This is a genomic window from Vibrio sp. 1401 (assembly GCF_033340295.1).
In genome coordinates, this window is sequence record NZ_JAWOWF010000217.1 from 1 (window position 1) to 869 (window position 869).

Annotated in this window: 1 pseudogene; it reads left to right on the forward strand. The window is 45.2% G+C overall.

What is annotated here, in order from left to right:
* Positions 1–869: pseudogene (locus R7Z77_RS24675) on the forward strand (phosphatase PAP2 family protein); the annotation flags it as partial.

Genomic DNA, 869 nt, shown 5'->3' on the forward strand with positions numbered 1-869 from the left:
GTGATGGAACTGCAAGGTTGGATTGGTGAGCTTTCAGACAACAGTTACAAAGCCGCGTACGACTTTACAAGCGTAGTGATGGAGCTGACGACGCCGACTATTTTGCTGTTTTTATTCCCGTTCGTCATGATGCGCTTTGATAGTCGCTTTGTGTACCGACTGTTCTTCGCCATTACCGCGACATCTTTAATGGTTTTGGTGGCACAGCAGGGATTTTCTCTACCAAGGCCGCATGTGTACGTGCCTATGGCGGAACTTCCAAACAGTTACGGCTTTAGTTTTCCAAGCTTGCCTATTGCGGTTTGGTTCTGTGTGTTGACATTTTTGTTCCAAAGAACGCACAGCTTTGGATTTAACAGTACCACAGTGTTGATGGCCGCTATCACGCTAATAGTCATGCTGTGCAAGTTCTTCCTAGGTTCTGCGTTTATTCTTGATATGTTATTGGGCGCCTTGTTGGGCATCTTGGTTGCTTGGCACGTATTACGTTTGGAAACGAATCCAGAGGTCAATGTTGATCAACTCCTCAGCTCAAAAGGAGTGTGGTTTACGTTGACTGCAGTGACTGCCGTTATTTCGGTGATTTGGCCGTTACCTGTGTTTGGCAACTGGTTAGCGATGTTGATCACGGCTTCTGCACTCGTGCTTACGTTTAAGGAGTCTCAGGTGAGATTAAACAGTAAGCAGATGATTTTTGTCACTTTGGCGTTGATATTGACTCAGCAGGTGTATTTGTTTGCTGCGACGAGCGTCTCTTCCAGCGGTTTTTGGTCATTGGTGTTTATGACGTTCCACTATCCGATATTGATGCTGTTGTTCATCTTTATGGCAAGAAGATTGACTCATCAAAATCAATACCAAGAAGAGCT